This is a genomic window from Hydrogenivirga sp. 128-5-R1-1 (assembly GCF_000171895.1).
Window position 1 is genome coordinate 85095 of record NZ_ABHJ01000005.1, and the last position, 13062, is coordinate 98156.

17 protein-coding genes and 1 other RNA gene are annotated in these 13062 nt (G+C 52.9%); 11 read left to right on the plus strand and 7 right to left on the minus strand.

Features of this window, described 5'->3' with window-relative positions:
* Positions 1 to 15 precede the first annotated feature (15 nt).
* On the plus strand, positions 16 to 1122 hold the full coding sequence (locus HG1285_RS11275; protein ID WP_008287044.1) for a mechanosensitive ion channel family protein: 1107 nt from the start codon (positions 16 to 18) through the stop codon (positions 1120 to 1122).
* A gap of 44 nt (positions 1123 to 1166) precedes the next feature.
* The gene (locus HG1285_RS11270) at positions 1167 to 3260 is read left to right on the plus strand and encodes a thioredoxin domain-containing protein (protein ID WP_008287045.1); all 2094 of its coding nucleotides are present in this window, start codon (positions 1167 to 1169) and stop codon (positions 3258 to 3260) included.
* Here the strand turns inward: HG1285_RS11270 and HG1285_RS11265 are convergent.
* The 4 genes from HG1285_RS11265 to HG1285_RS11250 are packed head-to-tail and all read right to left on the minus strand — an operon-like array spanning position 3228 to position 5884.
* A complete protein-coding gene (locus tag HG1285_RS11265) occupies positions 3228 to 4157 on the minus strand; it encodes a beta-ketoacyl-ACP synthase III (RefSeq protein WP_008287046.1) in 930 nt (309 codons plus the stop codon). The two genes, HG1285_RS11270 and HG1285_RS11265, sit on opposite strands and share 33 nt — an antisense overlap.
* Positions 4157 to 5176 carry a phosphate acyltransferase PlsX gene (gene plsX, locus HG1285_RS11260; RefSeq protein ID WP_008287047.1) on the minus strand — a complete coding sequence of 340 codons (1020 nt, stop codon included), beginning with the start codon at positions 5174 to 5176 and terminating at the stop codon, positions 4157 to 4159. The genes HG1285_RS11265 and plsX overlap by 1 nt, the downstream gene beginning before the upstream one ends.
* Positions 5176 to 5367 (minus strand): 50S ribosomal protein L32, encoded by a 192-nt coding sequence (gene rpmF, locus HG1285_RS11255; RefSeq protein WP_008287048.1) that lies wholly within the window; start codon positions 5365 to 5367, stop codon positions 5176 to 5178. The genes plsX and rpmF overlap by 1 nt, the downstream gene beginning before the upstream one ends.
* 10 nt (positions 5368 to 5377) lie before the next feature.
* Positions 5378 to 5884 (minus strand): YceD family protein, encoded by a 507-nt coding sequence (locus tag HG1285_RS11250; protein WP_008287049.1) that lies wholly within the window; start codon positions 5882 to 5884, stop codon positions 5378 to 5380.
* Positions 5885 to 6003: 119 nt separating this feature from the next.
* Here HG1285_RS11250 and HG1285_RS11245 point away from each other — a divergent pair, with 119 nt between their 5' ends.
* The 5 genes from HG1285_RS11245 to HG1285_RS11230 all read left to right on the plus strand — a co-directional run bounded on the left by HG1285_RS11245 (position 6004) and on the right by HG1285_RS11230 (position 9399).
* Positions 6004 to 6204, plus strand: a complete 201-nt coding sequence (locus tag HG1285_RS11245) for a DUF2892 domain-containing protein (protein ID WP_008287050.1) — start codon at positions 6004 to 6006, stop codon at positions 6202 to 6204.
* 12 nt (positions 6205 to 6216) lie between these two features.
* An RNA gene (gene ffs / locus HG1285_RS19045) (signal recognition particle sRNA small type) lies at positions 6217 to 6302 on the plus strand.
* Positions 6303 to 6307: 5 nt separating this feature from the next.
* On the plus strand, positions 6308 to 7678 hold the full coding sequence (dnaX, locus tag HG1285_RS11240; RefSeq protein WP_008287051.1) for a DNA polymerase III subunit gamma/tau: 1371 nt from the start codon (positions 6308 to 6310) through the stop codon (positions 7676 to 7678).
* 36 nt (positions 7679 to 7714) lie between these two features.
* Positions 7715 to 7978, plus strand: a complete 264-nt coding sequence (locus HG1285_RS11235) for a DUF4911 domain-containing protein (protein WP_008287052.1) — start codon at positions 7715 to 7717, stop codon at positions 7976 to 7978.
* Positions 7979 to 7989: 11 nt separating this feature from the next.
* Entirely contained in the window at positions 7990 to 9399 is a 1410-nt protein-coding gene (locus tag HG1285_RS11230) for a TldD/PmbA family protein (protein WP_008287053.1), read from the plus strand.
* Here HG1285_RS11230 and argB read toward each other — a convergent pair.
* On the minus strand, positions 9384 to 10286 hold the full coding sequence (gene argB / locus HG1285_RS11225; protein WP_032496547.1) for an acetylglutamate kinase: 903 nt from the start codon (positions 10284 to 10286) through the stop codon (positions 9384 to 9386). The genes HG1285_RS11230 and argB overlap by 16 nt on opposite strands.
* Positions 10287 to 10366: 80 nt before the next feature.
* Between argB and hisB the strand changes: the two genes are divergently transcribed.
* Positions 10367 to 10948, plus strand: coding sequence for an imidazoleglycerol-phosphate dehydratase HisB (gene hisB / locus HG1285_RS11220; RefSeq protein ID WP_008287055.1), 582 nt, complete (start codon positions 10367 to 10369; stop codon positions 10946 to 10948).
* Here hisB and HG1285_RS11215 read toward each other — a convergent pair.
* Positions 10928 to 11896: an RluA family pseudouridine synthase gene (locus tag HG1285_RS11215; RefSeq protein ID WP_008287056.1), complete on the minus strand. Its 969-nt coding sequence runs from the start codon at positions 11894 to 11896 to the stop codon at positions 10928 to 10930. The two genes, hisB and HG1285_RS11215, sit on opposite strands and share 21 nt — an antisense overlap.
* A complete protein-coding gene (locus tag HG1285_RS19670) occupies positions 11871 to 12047 on the minus strand; it encodes a hypothetical protein (RefSeq protein ID WP_008287057.1) in 177 nt (58 codons plus the stop codon). Before HG1285_RS19670 ends, HG1285_RS11215 begins: the two co-directional genes overlap by 26 nt.
* A gap of 24 nt (positions 12048 to 12071) precedes the next feature.
* Here HG1285_RS19670 and HG1285_RS11210 point away from each other — a divergent pair, with 24 nt between their 5' ends.
* Genes HG1285_RS11210 through HG1285_RS11200 form a run of 3 tightly spaced genes read left to right on the plus strand, consistent with a single transcriptional unit; the run spans position 12072 to position 13062 of the window.
* Positions 12072 to 12380 (plus strand): DUF190 domain-containing protein, encoded by a 309-nt coding sequence (locus tag HG1285_RS11210; RefSeq protein ID WP_008287058.1) that lies wholly within the window; start codon positions 12072 to 12074, stop codon positions 12378 to 12380.
* Positions 12368 to 12742: a fluoride efflux transporter CrcB gene (gene crcB / locus HG1285_RS11205; protein ID WP_008287059.1), complete on the plus strand. Its 375-nt coding sequence runs from the start codon at positions 12368 to 12370 to the stop codon at positions 12740 to 12742. The genes HG1285_RS11210 and crcB overlap by 13 nt, the downstream gene beginning before the upstream one ends.
* Positions 12739 to 13062, plus strand: coding sequence for a DUF190 domain-containing protein (locus HG1285_RS11200; RefSeq protein WP_008287060.1), 324 nt, complete (start codon positions 12739 to 12741; stop codon positions 13060 to 13062). The genes crcB and HG1285_RS11200 overlap by 4 nt, the downstream gene beginning before the upstream one ends.

Below are 13062 nucleotides of genomic sequence, written 5' to 3' on the forward strand. Positions count from 1 at the left end.
TATAATTCGGATTGTATGGAGGACTTGAGCGGAGCCCTCGTAAAGCTCCAGGAGTATCTTAACTACGTAATCCTTGGAATCCCCCTCTACAGGTTAGCCCTCGCCCTGCTCGTGTTCTTTTCGTTCCTGTTTCTGAGAAAGCTCTTCATATTCATTATCCTCAGGTACGTTCGCAAGCTCACGAGGAAGACGGAGACCAAGGTTGACGACATAGTCTTCAGGGTATTCTCAAGACCAGCGAGCTTCATAATAGTGATACTTGGAGTTGCCCTCTCCCTTAAGGTTCTCGGGATAGAGAACTCCGCCGTGTTCAGGGTTCTTAAAACGCTCGGCATATTCGTCGTCTTCTGGGCTCTCTACAACCTCGTTGTAGCCTTTGAGGAGTACTTCTACAGGTTTGCGGAGAGGTTCGGGAGGGAGTTCGCCCGTGAGGTGGGTGGCTTTTTCATAAAGGTGGCAAAAGCCTTCGTCCTCGTTGTGGGAGGTGTAGCAGTCCTTCAGGAGTGGGGGATAAACGTGAGCGCCCTGCTCGCCTCTCTCGGTCTCGGAGGTCTCGCCTTCGCCCTCGCCGCCAAGGACACAGCGGCTAACCTCTTCGGTGGTCTGACCGTCCTCGCCGACAAGTCCATGAGGGTGGGAGACTGGGTGAAGATAGGGAGCGTTGAGGGGATAGTTGAGGACATAGGGCTTAGGACTACCAAGATAAGGAGCTTTGAGAAGAGCTACATAACTGTCCCCAACCAGTTCATTTCAAACCAGCCCCTTGAGAACTTCTCCCGACGGGAGGTGAGGAGGATAAAGATGACACTGGGGCTTACCTACGGTACGACGAAGGAGCAGATGGTAAAGATACTCAACGACATAAGGGAGATGCTCAGAAACCACCCCGGAATAGCTAAAGACCAGCTCCTTATGGTTTACTTCACGGACTTTGGGGAGAGCTCCCTTGACCTTTTTATATACTGCTTCACCAACACCGCCAGGTGGTCTGAATACCTCGCTATAAGGGAGGATGTGAACCTCAGGATAATGGAGATAGTGGAGAAGAACGGCTCCTCCTTCGCCTTTCCCAGCCGGTCTGTCTATGTGGAAAAGCTCCCCAAACCTGAAGAGAATGCATGATAAAACTCATCGCACTCAGAAGGTCAGGAGCGAGATTCTTTTGAATGGAAAAGAGAAAACCCAACAGACTTATCAAGGAGAAGAGTCCTTACCTTCAGCAGCACGCCTACAACCCCGTGGACTGGTATCCGTGGGGCGAGGAAGCCTTTGAGAAGGCAGAGAGGGAAGACAAGCCCGTATTCCTCTCCATAGGCTACTCAACCTGCCACTGGTGCCACGTTATGGAGAGGGAGAGCTTTGAGGACGAGGAGATAGCGAGAATTCTGAACGAGAACTACGTTCCCATAAAGGTGGACAGGGAGGAAAGACCAGACGTAGACTCCGTCTACATGTCCGTCTGCCAGATGATGACGGGTTCAGGAGGCTGGCCCCTTACGGTGATAATGACCCCCGACAAAAAGCCCTTCTTTGCCGGGACTTACTTTCCCAAGGAGGGCATGTACGGGAGACCGGGGCTCAGGGACATACTGCTCAGAATAGCTGAGCTCTGGAGAAACGACAGGCAGAAGGTTCTCACGGCGGCGGAGCAGGTTGTTGATGCCCTTGCCAAGGGTGAGGAGGAGAGCTACATCGGTGAGCGGCTTGATGAGTCCATACTCCACAAAGGGTTCGCTGAGCTGTATCACACCTACGATGAGGCTTACGGAGGCTTCGGAAACGCTCCCAAGTTCCCCATACCCCACAACCTCATGTTCCTGCTCAGGTACTACAGGAGGACGGGGAACGGGAAAGCCCTTGAAATGGTGAAACACACCCTTAAAAAGATGAGACTGGGGGGGATATGGGATCACGTTGGCTTTGGCTTTCACAGGTACTCCACGGATAGGGAGTGGTTGCTCCCCCACTTTGAGAAGATGCTCTACGACAACGCATTGCTCATGCTCGTTTACACCGAGGCTTTCCAGGCTACGGGCGATGAGTTCTTCGCCCAGGTGGTTGAGGAGATAGCGGAGTACCTGCAGAGGGACATGCTCTCGCCCGAGGGAGCCTTTTACTCGGCGGAGGACGCTGACAGCGAGGGAGAGGAGGGTAAGTTTTACACCTGGACTCTGGCGGAGCTTGAGGAGCTTCTCACCGAGGAGGAACTCGGTATAGCCCTGAGGCTCTTCGGTATAGCCGAGGAAGGGAACTTCCTTGAGGAAGCCACCCGCAGGAAGGTAGGCAAGAACGTCCTGCACATGAAGAAGGAGCTTGAGAAGTACGCAGAGGAGCTCGGTTACGAGCCGGACGTCCTTAAACAGAAGCTTGAGGAGATAAGGAGTAAGCTCTTCAAAAGGAGAGAGAAGAGGGTCAGACCCCTTAGGGATGAGAAGGTACTTACGGATTGGAACGGTCTTGCTATAGCTGCCTTCTCCAAGGCGGGCGTGGCACTCGGCAGGAAAGACTTTCTGGCGGTTGCTAAGAGAACTGCAGACTTTCTCCTCAACACCATGGTTGACGATGAGGGAAAACTACTCCACAGGTACAAGGAGGGTGAGGCTGGTATACCCGCCTTCCTGGAGGATTACGCCTACCTAATCTGGGGCTTGATGGAACTCTACCAGGGCAGTTTTGAGGGCGAGTACCTTAAGAGGGCTAAGGAGCTTACGGACTTTGCCCTTGAGCACTTCTGGGATGAAGAAAACCTTGGCTTTTACCAGACTCCCGATTTCGGAGAGAGAGTTCTCGTCAGGAAGAAGGAGATATACGATGGAGCCACGCCCTCGGGCAACTCGGTTATGGCGTACAATCTCGTCAGGCTTGGGCGACTCCTGGGCTTGCAGGAGTATGAGAGAAGGGCTGACCAGACCCTTAACGCCTTCTCCCAGGTGATAGCCTCCTTCCCCGGAGCCCACACCTTTTCCCTCCTCGCCCTGGACATCCTTGTGAAGGGTAGTTTTGAACTCGTGGCGGTCGGTGATAGGGAGGAAGCCATTCAGAGCCTCCTTGAGCTGGAAAGGGACTTTCTTCCCGAGGGTTTGTTCGCCGTGAAGGACGAAACACTCCAGAGTTTGAGCGGGTTTTTTGACAGCCTGAGGGAGATGGACGGCAGGACGACCTACTATCTGTGCAGGAACTTCAGCTGTGAGAGCCCAGCGACCGACATAGAGGATATAAGGAACAGGTTAGTACCTCAGGAGAGTGGCACCCCAGGTTAAACCACCGCCCATGGCGGTCATCAGGACTAAGTCTCCCCTCCTGAGCCTTCCCTGTTCTACGGCTTCGTGGAGGGCTATCGGGATTGAGGCTGCCGACGTGTTCCCGTACCTGTCTATGTTTACGTAAACCCTCTCCCTGGGTATGCCCAGCTTCTCTGCGAGGGCGTTTATTATCCGGACGTTAGCCTGATGGGGTATCACGAGGGCAACCTCTTCCGGACTGACCTCTGCGGCGTTTAGAACCTCCCTGCAGGCTTCCTCCATGTTCCTGACAGCGACCTTGAAGAGTTCCCTTCCCTTCATCTTTATGTAGCCGCACTTGTCTGCGTAGAGTATGTCCCAGAGGTTGCCGTCCGAGAACATCCTGGAGGCAAGGATATCGCTCTCACCCTTGGAGCTTTCAAGAACCACGGCGCCCGCGCCGTCTCCAAAGAGGACACAGGTACTCCTGTCAGACCAGTCCACTATCTCGGAGAGCTTCTCAACTCCGACCACGAGCACCCTCTTAGCCTTCCCCGACTTCAGGAGACCGTCGGAGACCTCAAGGGCATAAAGGAAACCGCTGCAGGCTGCCGAGAGGTCAAAGGCGTAACCCCTCTTCACGCCGAGCTCAGCCTGAAGTAGACACCCCGTAGAGGGAAACTTCTTCTCGGGTGTTAGAGTTGCCACTATGACCACGTCTATGTCTTCCGCTTTTAGGTCTGCGTTCTTTAGAGCCTGCAGCGAGGCTTTCAGGGACATCTCAACCACGCTCTCTTCCTTGGCTATCCTACGTTCCTTTATGCCCGTTCTCGTGGTTATCCACTCGTCGGAGGTGTCAACGAGCTTTTCAAGGTCAAAGTTGGTGAGTACGTCTTTGGGAAGATAGATACCGGTACCCTTTATAGTTGTTCCCATCAGACCCTCGCTTCCTCGGGAATTAGCTCTCTCATGTTGTCAACGAGCTTGGAGTTGAAGTTGTGGGACAGAAACTCACCAGCGACCCTCACGGCGTTCTTTATAGCCTTTGCGTTAGCCTTGCCGTGGGTTATTATCACAGGCTTCCTGGCTCCCAGAAGGGGTATCCCCCCGTACTCAGTGAAGTCCGCCTTCTTCCTGAACCTGTTTAGGGCGGGCAGGAGCAGGAAGGCTCCCATCTTGGCGAGGAGGCTCTTCTTTATCTCCTCCTTTATCATCTGGACTATCGCAAACCCTAAGCTCTCGCTTGTCTTCAGTATGACGTTTCCCACGAAACCGTCGCACACTATAACGTCAAAGGTTCCCGCGTATATGTCCCTTCCCTCGGCGTTCCCGAGGAAGTTCAGCCTCGTCTGCTTGAGCAGTGGGTATGTCTCTTTGACGAGCTCGTTTCCCTTCCCTTCCTCCTCACCTATGCTCAGAAGACCGACCCTTGGATTTTCAAGTCCGAGTATCTCCTGGGCGTAGGTGTGTCCTATGACCGCAAACTGGACGAGGTGCCTTGGCTTTGAGTCAACGTTGGCGCCTACGTCTATGAGTATTGTTCTACCCTTCGGGTTTGGCAGGGCGACCCCTATAGCCGGTCTCTCAATCTCCTCCTCAACACCCACTATGAACTTGCCAACCGCGAGGACGGCACCCGTGTTCCCGGCGGATATGAGACCTTCCGCTCTGCCCTCCCGGACGAGCTTGGCTCCGACGTGTAGGGAAGAGTTCTTCTTCTTGAGCACCGACGAAGGAGGTTCATGGAAATCAACGTTGTCAGGTGCGTGGACTATCTCAAGGAGCGGGTTGCCGAGCTGACCGGCTTTCTCCAGAATAGGCTCTATCTTCTCGCCGTCGCCGACGAGAAAGATCTTGTAGCCGAGCTCTGAGGCTGCTAATATACCCCCTCTGACTATCTCTAAGGGTGCGTAGTCTCCACCGTTGCAGTCAAGGGCAAAGCTATATCGTTCCATCAGTCAACGCTGATAACTTCCCTTCCCTTGTAGTGTCCGCAGTAGGGACATACTCTGTGGGGAAGTATCTTCTCCCCGCAGTTGGAACACTCGCTCAGGGAAGGTATGCTCCTCCTGAACTTGTTGAAGAAGTTCTGAGCCCTTCTCTGATTCCTTCTCCACTTTGAAGTTTTAGCCTTAGGAACAGCCATTACGAACCTCCTATTCGGTAAGCAGGTCTTTTAGTATAGCAAATCTGGGGTCTCCGTGAGATTCCTTTTCCTCCTCAAAGATCACGCTGTTGTGATGGACTCCGGGACAGTCAGGTTTACAGAGAGGCTTCATGGGAACGCTGAGGAGTATCTCCTCCCTGACTATGTCCTCAAGCACGAGGATGTCAGGTTCTTCCAGGAAGGAGACCTCAAGGTCTTCAGGGGATAAGGACAGGTGCTCCTCTCTCGGGTACCTTTCCACGTGCTTGGTTCTGTCTTCGTAGAGCTCCTTATCAAAGGGCTCCAGACACCTGCTACACTCAAGTTCAACGCTCCCCCTTATCTTCAGATCCACCTTGTATCCATCCCTGTCCTTCTCTATCCTCACGGACACTTCAACGGGTGACCTTACCTCTCCCACGTCGGCAGGAAAGGACAGCTCTTCGGGAGGTATGAGGTACCTGTCCTCAAATACATCAAACCTTTCAAATATCTCTTTCAGATCAAGGATAATCATGGCTCACTTCCCTTGTGTATGGACTTTTAATTAATATAGCTTTTCATCTATACCCTTGCAAACATAGATAAGGATATTAGAATATTCTTATAATCTGAAGGAGGTGTGCAGGCATGAGTATGGATAGAGCTTTGAGGCTCACTTCCGGTGTGATGCTCCTTGTAGTGTTCTTCTTCGGTCTCTTGGGCTCAAACGTGAGCCTCTTCTGGAAAGCCTTCGTCGTTTTCATGGCTCTGAACCAGATACAGTCCGCCTTTACGAACTGGTGTCCGGTTGTTTCTCTTTACAGAAAACTGGGCGTGAAAGAGTGCCCCTGCTGACGTATATTATAAGAAGCCCCGCAACGGGACAGGGTGAACTCCCCCAGGCCCGAAAGGGAGCAAGGGTAAGCCCGCCGTCTCGGGTGCGGGGTAAAATATTGACATGTACGTTCCCTTTGCGAGGAAATACAGACCTAAGTTCTTCAGAGAGGTAGTTGGTCAGGAAGTTCCCGTAAGGATTTTAAAGAACGCTGTAAAAAACGACAGGGTCTCCCACGCTTACCTCTTCGCCGGACCCAGAGGTGTGGGCAAGACCACCATAGCGAGGATACTCGCCAAGTCTCTGAACTGCCTGAACCCAAAGGAGGGTGAGCCCTGTGGAGAGTGTGAAAACTGCCAAGAGATAGACAGGGGAAACTTTCCAGACCTGATAGAGATGGACGCCGCTTCAAACAGAGGCATAGACGACATACGGGCTCTCAGGGAGGCCGTTTCTTACACCCCCATAAAGGGGAAGTTCAAGGTTTACATAATAGACGAGGCTCACATGCTCACCAAGGAAGCCTTCAACGCACTTCTAAAGACCCTGGAAGAACCACCCCCGAGAACCGTCTTTATACTCTGCACCACCGAGTACGAGAAGATACTCCCCACCATACTCTCAAGGTGTCAGAGGATAATCTTCGGAAGGGTCAGCGACGATAAGGTAATTGATTATCTGAAGGATATATGTGAGCGCGAGGGTCTGGAATGTGAGGAGGAGGCTCTTAAGTCCATAGCCCAGGCATCCGAGGGCTGTATGAGAGACGCAGCCTCACTCCTTGACCAGGCGAGCGTGATAGGGGAGGGGAAGGTTACCCAGGAGGCTGTGGAGAGCTTCCTCGGCATACTGAGCGCTGAAAAGGTCAGGGAGTTTATAAGACTTCTCCTGAATTCGGACACCGACGGTGCTGTAAGGTGGCTCAACGAGCTCTACAGAAAGGGCTACAATCTGTCCAAGTTCTGGGACAACCTTGAGGAGGAGATAAGGAGGGCAATACTCGTCAGGAGTCTGAAGGACCCCTTCGGGGTGGTGGAGAACCCGGAAGACTACGAGGAGTTCAAGGGCTACACTCTTGAAGCTCTCCTTTACCTTGAGAACCTCGTAAACAGGGGTAAGCTGGAGGCAAGGAGCAGACCCGCCATAAAGGCTTACGAGCTTGCCGTTATAAAGAGCACAATTATCAAGGATATACTGTCCCTATCTGAGGCTCTGTCCGGGGGCGTAGCTGTTAGCTCTGAAAGGAAGTCACCGGAAGGCAAGGGAAAGGGGCTTGAAGAGAGCATAAAGGAAATCCTCTCTCCGGTGGCGTACAAGGCGCTCAGGGATGCAAAGAGGCTCAAGAGGGACGGCAAAGAGGTGTTCCAGGTGGAGGAGGACACCTTTAATACCTTCCGTGAAGAGTTTGAGAACCTCAAGAGGAAATTACCAGAGGTTGAGTTTGAGGTGCAGAAAAAAAAAGACCAGAAAGAGAGTACGACGAGTCTGTTCTGAAGGTTATGGAGCTCTTCAACGCCAAGGTTGTCAAGTATGAGCGAAAGAAGAAGTGAGATAAAGGCGAGGATACTCACGGTTAGACTGCCGATCAGCGAGGTCGGCTTTCTTAACTCTCTGGTGGACGGTCTTGACCGGGTAGCCCTAACAAGGACACGCAGGAAGGGAGAGGGGATCGTGGATATAATAGCTTCTCCCGACAGGTTTGATGAGCTCCTGGATATCGTGGAAGGCTTCAAGAAGCACGTCAAAGGACTTGAGGTTGTGGGCGAGTCAAGGTTTGAGGAGCTGAACTTCTGAGGAGGTGAACCATGGTCAAGGATGGAATAAACGAGGCTAAAGAGCTGATAAAGGACAAGGCGGGGTTTATCCTCTCCAACCTGCTCTCTCAGGGCGGTGAGTACGGAGAGATATTCTACGAGCGATCAAGGACTACCAGAATGGAGCTTGAGGACAAGAAGCTGGGCAGGGTGTCCCACGGTTACGACGAGGGCGTGGGGCTGAGGCTAATAAAGAACGGCAAGACCTTTTACGGATACACCACCGAACCTACCCTTGAGAACCTCCTTGAACTCGCCAAGACCCTTGCAAGAGGAGAGGGATACGGACCCGTCGCCATAGGGCTTAAGTATACGGAGGGCTGGACGCCCGTCGTTATAGATCCGGACACTGCGGACATGAAGTTCAGGGCGGAGATACTCAGGAGGGCTGAGGAGAAGGCGAGGAGCTACGGAGATAAGGTGAAGCAGGTTCTATCCGTTCTGATGGACAAAACCCGAGAGGTTCTGATCGTAAACAGCCTCGGGGAGATGACCGAGGACACTCAGAAGAGGGTGGTTTTCTTCGTTGAGGTGGTCGCGAGCGACGGGGAAGTCCTCCAGAGAGGTTACGAGTCCCTGGGGGGAAGGAAGGGATTTGAGATATTTGAAGAAACACCGCCGGAGGCGGTCGCTCAAAAGGCTGCGGAGAGGGCACTTCTGATGCTGAGTGCAAAGCCGGCGCCAGCGGGTCAGTTCACGGTGGTTTTATCCTCTCAGGCGGGGGGAACGATGATCCACGAGGCGGTGGGTCACGGGCTTGAGGCTGATCTCGTCCAGAAGGGACTGTCGGTCTATGCAGGAAAGGTGGGTGAGAAGGTGGCGAGCGATCTGGTCACGGTGATAGACGACGCCACACTACCACAGCACAACGGGTCTTTTACCATAGATGACGAGGGTGTCCCGGCACAGAGGAAGGTTCTCATAAAGGACGGCTACCTCGTGGGATACATGTACGACAGGCTTAGGGCTATGAAGGAGGGCAGGGAGTCCACCGGCAACGGCAGGCGCCAGAGCTACGCCCACATACCTATGGTCAGGATGACCAACACATATATAGATCAGGGCAAGGACGACCCGGAGGCGATAGTCAAGGACACCAAGAATGGTGTTTACGTGGTGAAGATGGGTGGAGGAGAGGTGAACACAGTCACGGGAGACTTCGTCTTTGAGGTGATGGAGGGCTACATGATAGAGAACGGGGAGATAACCTATCCCATAAGGGGAGCTACACTCATAGGCAACGGTCCCAAGGCACTACAGGACATAGATGCGGTGGGCAACGATCTTGGTTGGGCGATAGGCACCTGCGGCAAGGACGGGCAGGGAGTTCCCGTCACCGACGCTCAGCCCACGGTTAGGATAAGACAGCTCACCCTCGGCGGGTGTCAGGTCTGCGAGTGAACTATCTCCGTACCGATACCCTTCTCGGTGAAGACCTCAAGGAGTATGGAGTGCTGGACTCTCCCGTCTATGATGTGAACCTTTCTCACGCCACCCTCCATGGATCTGAGGGCTGACTTTACCTTGGGTATCATTCCCTCCCTTATCACGCCGACCTCTATGAGTTCCTTCGCCTTTTCCTTGGTTAGGGAGGATATGAGTTCTCCCTTTTCGTTCTTCACACCTTCGGTGTCGGTTAGGAATATGATCTTCTCTGCACCTATTGACCTCGCTATCTCCGAAGCTGCCACGTCAGCGTTCACGTTGTAAGCCTCTCCCTCGTCTCCCACGCCCACAGGCGCTATCACGGGTATGAAGTTCCTCTCAATAAGGGAGTTTATTAGCTCGTGGTTCACGCCCACAACCTCTCCCACGTAGCCTATGTCCTCTTCCGGAACGGGAAGACCGAGGTCTTTGAAGTATCTTTCCTTATCTAACTTTCTTGCCCTTAAGAGCCTCCCGTCCCTCCCAGATATTCCCACCGCGTATATGTTCTTACCGCTGTGTCTGTTTATCAGGGCAACGATGTCCTTGTTCACGTCTCCCGAGAGCACCATCTCAACCACATGCATGGTCTCCTCGTCGGTCTTTCGCATACCTCCCACGAACTTTGGCTTTATCCCGAACCTCTCAAGGGTAAGGCTTATCTGGGGACCTCCGCCGTGGACTATGACCACGTTTATTCCCACGTACTTTAGCAGAACCACGTCCTTGGCGAAGGACTCTCTGAGATCCTCCCGGGTCATGGCGGAACCGCCGTACTTGATCACGAAGACTTTAGAGTGAAACTCCCTTATGTAGGGCAGTGCCTCGTGGAGAACCTTAGCCTTCTCTATGAGCTGTTCCATTGAGAACATTTTAACTTCCCGGAGGCAGCCTTTCTGGATGATCGGTCAGGGGTTTCTTATGTGATACACTTTAAGGACGTATGGGTAGAGAGGCAGAGGTTCACAGAAAGACAAGGGAGACGGACATAAAGCTTTACGTAAACCTTGACGGGAGTGGAAATTACGAGGTTGATACACCCGTAGGGTTTTTAACCCACATGCTTGAGAGCTTTGCAAGGCACGGCAGGTTTGACCTGAGGGTAAAAGCGGAAGGGGACATCCACGTCTCTCACCACCACACCGTTGAGGACTGCGGTATAGTCCTCGGACAGGCGTTCAGTAAGGCGCTGGGAGACAAGAAGGGCATAAGGAGATACGGGCACGCCGTAGTCCCCATGGACGAAGCGCTCGTTCTCTCTGCGATAGACTTTTCCGGAAGGGGTTTGCTCTTTTACGAGGACTCCGGTTTGAGGGGCAAGATAACTGACTTTGACTTTGAGCTGATATGGGAGTTCTTCAAGGGTTTCGCCCTTGAGAGCAGGTCAACCTTACACATAAGGGTTCTTGAGGGGAAGATACTCCATCACGTTGCGGAGGCAGCCTTCAAGTCCTTCGCCCTCACGCTCAGAGAGGCGGTCTCCATCGTGGGTGGAGACGTGCCCTCAACCAAGGGAACCCTCTAACTCTTTTACCTCCTTCAGGACGCTCCCGAAGGGTTCTGGGTCATCTATCTCAAATTCAAGCCACCTTCCCGAGGAAGGGTGATAAAAACCCAGCTTGTAGGCGACCAGCATGTTGCACTCACCCAGGAGTCTGTTTATAGCCTCGGGGACAGAGCTTCTCTTGAACCCGTAGGTGGTGTCGCCCACTATGGGATGCCCGATTGAGGAGAGGTGAACCCTTATCTGGTGTGTCCTGCCGGTGTATATCTTTACCTTCAGCAGTGTGAGCTCAAGCCCTGGAAACCTCTCAAGAACCCAGAACTCGCTCTTGGCTGGCTTTGACCTGGGGGAGCTGGTTGAGAACTTCTTCCTGTGAAAGGGGTGTCTGCCTATGGGAAGTTCCAATATACCGTGTTCCTCCTTTACCGTTCCCTTTACGAGGGCTCGGTAGAGCTTCTCAGTCCTTCTGGAGGCAAACTGCTCCACGAGGTTCCTGTGGGATGTGTCGTTCTTCGCAACCACCATGAGACCCGCCGTCTCCTTGTCCAGCCTGTGGACTATCCCCGGTCTCTCAACGCCACCTATGGAGGATAGGTCTTTGATGTGATACAGGAGAGCGTTGACCAGCGTTCCGCTGGTGTATCCCGGTGAGGGGTGAACCACAAGCCCGCAGGGTTTTACTATAACGACCACGTCCCTGTCCTCGTAAACTACCTCTATGGGTATGTCCTCAGGTTTGACCTCAAGGGGCTCCGGCTCCGGAACTGAGAGGGTAACTCTGTCCCCCTCCTTAACCCTGTAAGAGGGCTTTCTTACCTTTCCCTCAACCAAGGCGAAGCCTTCCTCTATAAGCCTCTTTATGTAGCTCCTTGACAGCTCCGGGTAAGCCTTGGCTAAGAAGGTATCTAAGCGTTCGCCCGCCTGCTCCTCCGATACGGTGAACTCAAGGGTTTCCGCTGTCCTTTTCATCAAGCTTGATCTCTATCCTTATATCCTTGGGCTCCTCTTCAAGGTTAAGGCTCTTTATAAAGCCCAAAATGGTACCCTTGAGCGCCCTCATGGGAAAGTCCTTCAGCCTAACCCTCTTTCCGTTAACCTCAAGAACTATATCCTTCTCCATATTGAAGATTTTAAAATAAAGCCGATGGCTGTTCTCGTTCGCATATTCCTGAGGGAGATGGAAGAATTCGGTGGAAAACCCCTGTACAGGGAGGTGGTTGAGCGCCTGCGTACCGAGGGGGTTTCCGGTGCCACCGTTCTTAAGGCTATCCTAGGTTACGGCACCTCTGGGGAGTTTCATTACGAGGGTATAGAAGCCCTGTCCTACGACCTGCCCGTGGTTGTTGAGTTCGTTGAGGAAGAAGAGAAGTCCCTCTCCGTTATAGAGAGTATGAGGGAACTCCTTGAAGGAAAACTGATAAGTCTGGAAGAGGCGAAGGTATGGGAATACTGATTTCTGTGGCTTTGGGGGGAGCCGTCGGTTCCGTTCTCAGGTACCTGCTTTCAAGGCTCGTTCAGGAGAAAGCGGGCATTGAGTTTCCCCTCGGCACCCTCTTCGTAAACCTCGTTGGGGCTTTTCTTATAGGGCTCGCCTTCTCCTACCTTGTGGAACGCATGACCCTTTCGCCCGAGCTGAGAGCTGTGATAATTACGGGCTTTCTTGGAGGGTTGACCACGTTTTCCACCTTCTCCTACGAGAGCTACAGCCTCTTGATGGACGGTGAGATAACCAAGTTGCTGCTTTACGTCCTTGGAACCAACGCAGTGGGTATATCAATGACCCTTTTGGGCTACAACCTCGGGAGGGTGCTGTGAAGTGTGAGGAGGCTCTACTCGTCAGGATATTCATAGGAGAGAACGACAGGCGTGAGGGAAAGCCCCTCTACAAGTTCATAACGGAGTTCTGCAGGGAGAGGGGTATCGCCGGGGTCACCGTCTTCAGAGGGATAATGGGATACGGGAAGTCCTCGGTTCTTCACAGACAGAGTATCCTCAAGCTATCCTCAGACCTGCCGGTTGTAATAGAGGTCATAGATTGCGAGGAGAGGATAGAGGAGGTTCTGCCAGAGCTCTCCTCCTTCCTGGAGGGTGGGTTGATAACTCTGGAAAGGGTAAGGGTTGTGAGATACAATTGA

Coding starts and splice junctions, on each gene's coding strand:
- HG1285_RS11210 (WP_008287058.1), top strand. CDS start 12,072: ATGGCTGTTCTCGTTCGCATATTCCTGAGGGAGATGGAAGAATTCGGT.
- rpmF (WP_008287048.1), bottom strand. CDS start 5,367: ATGGCTGTTCCTAAGGCTAAAACTTCAAAGTGGAGAAGGAATCAGAGA.
- HG1285_RS11270 (WP_008287045.1), top strand. CDS start 1,167: ATGGAAAAGAGAAAACCCAACAGACTTATCAAGGAGAAGAGTCCTTAC.
- HG1285_RS11265 (WP_008287046.1), bottom strand. CDS start 4,157: ATGGGAACAACTATAAAGGGTACCGGTATCTATCTTCCCAAAGACGTA.
- dnaX (WP_008287051.1), top strand. CDS start 6,308: ATGTACGTTCCCTTTGCGAGGAAATACAGACCTAAGTTCTTCAGAGAG.
- HG1285_RS11245 (WP_008287050.1), top strand. CDS start 6,004: ATGGATAGAGCTTTGAGGCTCACTTCCGGTGTGATGCTCCTTGTAGTG.
- HG1285_RS11235 (WP_008287052.1), top strand. CDS start 7,715: ATGAGCGAAAGAAGAAGTGAGATAAAGGCGAGGATACTCACGGTTAGA.
- HG1285_RS19670 (WP_008287057.1), bottom strand. CDS start 12,047: ATGGAGAAGGATATAGTTCTTGAGGTTAACGGAAAGAGGGTTAGGCTG.
- plsX (WP_008287047.1), bottom strand. CDS start 5,176: ATGGAACGATATAGCTTTGCCCTTGACTGCAACGGTGGAGACTACGCA.
- argB (WP_032496547.1), bottom strand. CDS start 10,286: ATGGAACAGCTCATAGAGAAGGCTAAGGTTCTCCACGAGGCACTGCCC.
- crcB (WP_008287059.1), top strand. CDS start 12,368: ATGGGAATACTGATTTCTGTGGCTTTGGGGGGAGCCGTCGGTTCCGTT.
- HG1285_RS11250 (WP_008287049.1), bottom strand. CDS start 5,884: ATGATTATCCTTGATCTGAAAGAGATATTTGAAAGGTTTGATGTATTT.
- HG1285_RS11275 (WP_008287044.1), top strand. CDS start 16: ATGGAGGACTTGAGCGGAGCCCTCGTAAAGCTCCAGGAGTATCTTAAC.
- hisB (WP_008287055.1), top strand. CDS start 10,367: ATGGGTAGAGAGGCAGAGGTTCACAGAAAGACAAGGGAGACGGACATA.
- HG1285_RS11215 (WP_008287056.1), bottom strand. CDS start 11,896: ATGAAAAGGACAGCGGAAACCCTTGAGTTCACCGTATCGGAGGAGCAG.
- HG1285_RS11230 (WP_008287053.1), top strand. CDS start 7,990: ATGGTCAAGGATGGAATAAACGAGGCTAAAGAGCTGATAAAGGACAAG.